This is a genomic window from Streptomyces sp. NPDC031379 (genome assembly GCF_055569615.1).
The window spans coordinates 1-4,915 of the sequence record NZ_JBVIIT010000050.1; the positions used below are offsets into that span (position 1 = coordinate 1).

The window sequence follows — 4,915 nt, forward strand, 5'->3', positions numbered from 1 at the left end:
CCTGCACGCGGATACGACGCGCACAGCCAAGCCGAGGCAAGCGGTGTCAAGCATCAGGTGAAGCCACAACGTCAAGCATCAACCGAGACAAGACAGCCTCTGAAAGTGCGAGCGGTGTGAGAAGTGACTCTACCTTTGTGATCTTAAGCTGGTCCCGTACGCCTCATCGTGTGGGCCTAGCCGACGAAGGAGACTGTGGATTCCAGATGGCACGGTTGCCGGGGGCGGTCGGGGCTCCGGCATCTGGGTGAGCGGTACACCGCGTCCACTCGCTTGCGGTGGCCGCTAGTGGCCTCGCCGACGACCCACCAGCGCTTGCAGAGCGGGCATCGTACTTTCGGCCGGCGGTAGGGGCGGCCCTGCTGCGGGGTGGTGGCGAACTCGGCTTTGCTCCGCCACCACTGATCGCGTTCCTTGCGTCACCGTCAGGCTTCGTGCGGGACGTCGGCGAGCAGTACCGGCGTGATCGGCGGCTGTCCTCGAGGAGCGGAACCGTGCTGTGCTCCTGCTGCACGATCGCTACACCTCGGCCGTTGTTACACCGAGTTTCTTACAGTCCCGTCAGTGACAGCCCCGGGGCGGTTCAGTGCCTGCCCAGGGTCTGACTGTTGTAGGGGTTGCTGTTACCGGCCCAGCCTGCCAGCGAACTGGACTGTGTAGAGGTTGATGCGTGAGGTTGGGTAGAGGGCGTCGGGGTCTGTGCCGCTGCCGCGGAGTGCCAGTTCGTCTGACTGTTGTAGGGGTTGCTGTTACCAGCCCAGCCAGCCAGCGAACTGGAAAGGGGAGGTGCTCCTTGGGGGGTGTAGAAGTGCGACGATGACGCAGACTCGAACGAGGCCTGAGTGCTAGCCGCGCCAGCGGTAGATGACAACTGAGCCGGAATCTGCGTTGTGGAGTGTGACTGGTAAATGGTTGCGCCATGATTTGAAGGGGCCGTACCGGCAGTTTTTCGAGAACGGGCCCGGTCTCGTGATCGCGCTTTCTCGGCAGCAACAACTTCAGAGCGAAGATCGGCGTGCTGGGCCAGAGGAACTTGCGGGTTCCGTTGCCAATCTCTCACCAGTTCCTGGACTGTCGAGCGATCCGGAACAATGTGATTGACATTCAGTTGCAGCATTGCCATGCATATCACTTGTCGCGTTCCGGCAGTATTTCATAAGCGCCGAACTGCATTTTTCCACTAATCACCTGCCTCAGCCAATTTCGCTCCAGCCCTTTACTGGCCGAGAAATCATTCATGGATATCGGCCTACTAGTCCAGCAGGTGGTGCAATACTCCTGCAGGTAAAGCGATGCATCATTTTCTGTGAGGCGAGGCATACGAGGCACCTTATGGTCGGTGGTTGAAGCATGATTCACTCGGAATGACGTAGCGAGCGGACTCACGGTTCAGACCCACTTCCGACCGACCCGGTTTCCAATAGATTCGTTAGCGAAGCGACCTTACTGAACCGTGTTCATCCTGTCCTGCAGGGATGATGATGCAGTCAGCGAGGTGAGGTGACGAGACGAGGTTCCTGGTCGTTGCGGTGGTGTTCTCTACGCACCATGCTTCGCCCGAGGAGCCTCGCTTGGTCCCCCGTATCGGGCCACGCTCGATGTCCCTCATGAGCTGGTCGAGCATGTCTCGTGGCTCATCAATGCCCGAAGGTGTGAACGCGGCACGCGGTGGCGCAAGCTGGGCTGCTTCCACCAGGCCCTGCTTGCTTTGGTGCACCTTCGTACGTTGCCCCAGCTCGCGGCGGGATTCGGTGTCTCCACCGCGACCGCTTGGCGGTACGTGGACGAGACTCTCGACGTCCTGGCCTCCTGGGCACCCGGCCTGCACGAGGCCCTCGTCGGCCTGGGCGAAGGCGAAGGAAACGCGCACACGAATCACTACGCTTTCCGCCGCCAAAGCGTTCATCCTGGATCCACCGCGCGGTGACCGGCTGGGGGTTTCGGGCCGGCCGTTCAAGGTGTAGCGGTCGTGAGCCTTTGCCAACTTGCGTAACGAGGCTGGCTGACGTGTATTAGGTCGGCCGCCTTCAAGGAACCTCTGCTCAACGGCCGGGACTGCTGGGCCGGCCTCCCGCCTCGCAGGCCGTTGACCAGGGCAGCCAGACATCAGGAGGTTGGAAAAGGCTCCGTGGCTGGCTGGTGCGAGCAGTCCGGCCGCTGGCGGCCAGATGATGGTGGACAGCTGCCACAGCCGGGGCGTGGCGGTCATGGAGAGGCGGCGTAGGGCGGGGATGCGGGTGTTGTCGTGGACGACTGCCCACGGTTTCCCGATCCGGCCCGAACACCTATGGGCCTCATCCACGATGATGAGGTCCCAGCCCGGGAGGCTGGCGGTGTGGGCGCGTTCCGGGGCGCGGAGTCCGAGGGAGGCGTAGGTGGCGAACACGGTGGCCTTGTCGAAGGGCCGCACCCAGGCGACCAGCTCGTCCACGGCCGTGGTGTTGGGGAAGACCGCCTCCTCTCTGCGCAGGGAGGAGAGCAGCGCCTGGTCGACGCCGTGACGGCCCGCTGGCAGCCCCGCGTCCGCGAACGCGCCCGCCGCCAGGCCGCAACCACCACCGGCATCACCATCGAGACCCGCGCCCGATTCGGCTTCACCGCCGCCCCCGGCACCACCGACGACGCTCGACTGCGCCGCCTGACCGTTCACCTCCCCGCCGCCTACGCGGCCCGCCTGTTCGACGCCCAGGACGCGGACGCCGGCGAACAGCAGCTGCGCGCGATCACGGCCGAAGGGCTGGGAGAGATGTACTTCCGCGACGGCGGCCGCCGCGCCGGCGGCCTCGAGGTGGAGTTCACCGACATCGACTACCTGGACGTCGGCCTGTAGCACCACAGGCGGGTGATCTTGCCCGGTCGACCTGTGACTGAGCGCTTCAGTTGGCGAGTGAGCCCTTGAGTTGGCGGGGGCCGGCGCTCACGTCTGCGCTGCGCGGAGCGCATGCGGGTAAGGGGCTCGCCGTGCAGGCCGGCGGGAACTACGGTGCTGGGGTGACTGATCTTGAAGTAGTGGCACGTGGGCTGGTTGGCGGCGAACGCTCTTTTGAACAGTTGAGATGCCATCCGCGGCTTCCGCTGGTGGCCTGCTCGGACTCCGAGCGTCCGGCAGTCCACATCTGGGACTGCGGCGCGGGGCAGCTGCGCGAACTCGGCTCCGTGGACGTCACGTCGAATGCCTATGGAGACGCCTTTGGGTGGGAGCGGGCAGAGCGGATGCCCGCTGTCGCGTGGCATCCGTACCAACCACTGCTTGTCGTGACTGGGGAAGACGGACTACGGCAATGGACTCCTGCTGGGGTCTCCGAACCGGAAGGCGTACCAGCCACCGCCTCCTACCGCAGCCTGGCTTTCAGCCCGGACGGGCAGACCCTGTGGGGTTCGCCGTCGTTTCGCGACGAAGGCGGCGGGTGGGAGAGCTCGGACGTCCTTGACCTTGCCTCCGGAACCATCGGTGCCGGACCCCGGTGGGATACGGGAGTCGCGGAGCATCCCGGGGGCGGACTTGTCGCCACGCTCGCCAGCGACCAGGGGGCCATGCACTGCCTTTTCGCGCGCGTCGATCAGGGGACCGCGCCTGCCATGATGCGGCCGCTCCGCCGGGCGCTGATCCTGGACTGTGACGGCTATGAGACTCCGCTCTTCAGCGCGGACGGACGTCATATAGCGGTACGTGGCAACGCGTACGACAACTCGGTGGAGGTGTTCGAGTTTCCTTCGTTGCACCGGGTTCTGGCCACAACCCTCGGCGACCCCAGCCCTGGTTATCCGTACCCGCAGGAGTGGCGTGACCAGATGGAAGCCTGGTCGCGTCACAACATCGCCTTCGGACCGCAACCGGGCGTGCTGTGGATCGCAACGCCCGCGGGGGCGCTGGTCGAGGTGGACCTCGAAACCCGGCAAGCGGTCGAGCACGATGTGCTGACCGGGTCCCGCTTGTCTGCGCTGGCCGTCACGGCGACCGGCGAGCTTCTCGTTGCCGGCAGTGAGGGAGAGCTGGTGCTCTTGTCCGTGCTGACCGGCTCCACGCAGACCCGCACCACAAGCAGGGACGTCTCGAGGGCTGCAGCCATAGCGTTCTTGGAGGCCACCGCCGAGATTCCGGACGACGGCGACGACCTGGAGACGCACCTTGTCCTGACCGACGGAACCCGCACATGGGAAGCAGACGATCTGGCAGCGGTGACCGCGGCCAGCGCAACAGATCCAACCTGGCTTCAACTTCAAGCAGCCATCAACAAGGCACAGGCCCAGAGCGAATAAGCCGTGGAACGCGATGCATCGCCTGCGACGGCGGTGCATCCCCAGGGATGCTGGCCGAAATCGAAATCCCAGCAACGCTTCGCCGCTGAGCGCTTCAGCTGGCGAGTTGGCTACTGGAGCAGGCTGCGTCAACGGCTCGCGTGAGCTGGGCGGCGTAGGCGTCGAGAAGCGGCTTCATCTGCTGGTAGAGGGGGACTTTGTCCTGCCGGATCCAGTGACCGACGGTGAACCGGTCCTGGCTCCATGTCGCGTCGAGCTCGGGATCGTTTTGGGCTTCGGCCGGTTGTGGGGCGAATTGGGTCTCACCGTGGGTGACTTCGGTCCAGATGTATGCCGTGGCGGCGAGGCGTGCGCGGTCGTCGGAGATGTAGCGGGGGCTGGGCCGGCGTTTCAGCTGGTCGGCGATCTGGTGCCATGCGTCTGACGGCAGCGCCCAGTCGGCGAGAAGGGTGCGTCGGTGCCGGTAGTCGATCAGTGGTGAGGAGGCGAGGTCTGCGGCGATCGCGTCCAGTGCTTGCTCGTATGCCTCCGGAGTGCCCTGCCGGGGGGGGGGGGGGGGGGGGGGGTGGGCCCGAAACCCCCTCCCCAGACCCCCGCCCCAAAAAACGAAGACACGCACCACCGGTTTTCCCCCCACGCTGCTGGAAGAAGGAGA

Annotated in this window: 3 protein-coding genes and 4 pseudogenes; 4 read left to right on the plus strand and 3 right to left on the minus strand. The window is 65.0% G+C overall.

Annotated features, from left to right (window positions below):
- Positions 1–1,128 precede the first annotated feature (1,128 nt).
- A complete protein-coding gene (locus tag ACZ5CW_RS40480; protein WP_468610719.1) occupies positions 1,129–1,320 on the minus strand; it encodes a hypothetical protein in 192 nt (63 codons plus the stop codon).
- 292 nt (positions 1,321–1,612) lie between these two features.
- Here ACZ5CW_RS40480 and ACZ5CW_RS40485 point away from each other — a divergent pair.
- Positions 1,613–1,858: pseudogene (locus tag ACZ5CW_RS40485) on the plus strand (helix-turn-helix domain-containing protein); the annotation flags it as partial.
- Between the two features lie 393 nt (positions 1,859–2,251).
- Here the strand turns inward: ACZ5CW_RS40485 and ACZ5CW_RS40490 are convergent.
- A pseudogene (locus ACZ5CW_RS40490) lies at positions 2,252–2,431 on the minus strand (hypothetical protein); the annotation flags it as partial.
- Here ACZ5CW_RS40490 and ACZ5CW_RS40495 point away from each other — a divergent pair.
- The 3 genes and pseudogenes from ACZ5CW_RS40495 (at position 2,376) to ACZ5CW_RS40505 (ending at position 4,260) form a co-directional block, all read left to right on the plus strand.
- Positions 2,376–2,501 (plus strand): hypothetical protein, encoded by a 126-nt coding sequence (locus tag ACZ5CW_RS40495; RefSeq protein ID WP_468610750.1) that lies wholly within the window; start codon positions 2,376–2,378, stop codon positions 2,499–2,501. The pseudogene ACZ5CW_RS40490 and the gene ACZ5CW_RS40495 sit on opposite strands and share 56 nt — an antisense overlap.
- A pseudogene (gene tpg, locus ACZ5CW_RS40500) lies at positions 2,483–2,830 on the plus strand (telomere-protecting terminal protein Tpg); the annotation flags it as partial. The gene ACZ5CW_RS40495 and the pseudogene tpg, both read left to right, overlap by 19 nt.
- Positions 2,831–2,991: 161 nt before the next feature.
- On the plus strand, positions 2,992–4,260 hold the full coding sequence (locus tag ACZ5CW_RS40505; RefSeq protein WP_468610721.1) for a WD40 repeat domain-containing protein: 1,269 nt from the start codon (positions 2,992–2,994) through the stop codon (positions 4,258–4,260).
- A 94-nt stretch (positions 4,261–4,354) separates the two neighbouring features.
- Here ACZ5CW_RS40505 and ACZ5CW_RS40510 read toward each other — a convergent pair.
- A pseudogene (locus ACZ5CW_RS40510) lies at positions 4,355–4,915 on the minus strand (hypothetical protein); the annotation flags it as partial.

Bases quoted from the DNA above. Each gene is read 5' to 3' on its own strand.
- ACZ5CW_RS40480 (WP_468610719.1), bottom strand. From the start codon at position 1,320: ATGCCTCGCCTCACAGAAAATGATGCATCGCTTTACCTGCAGGAGTAT.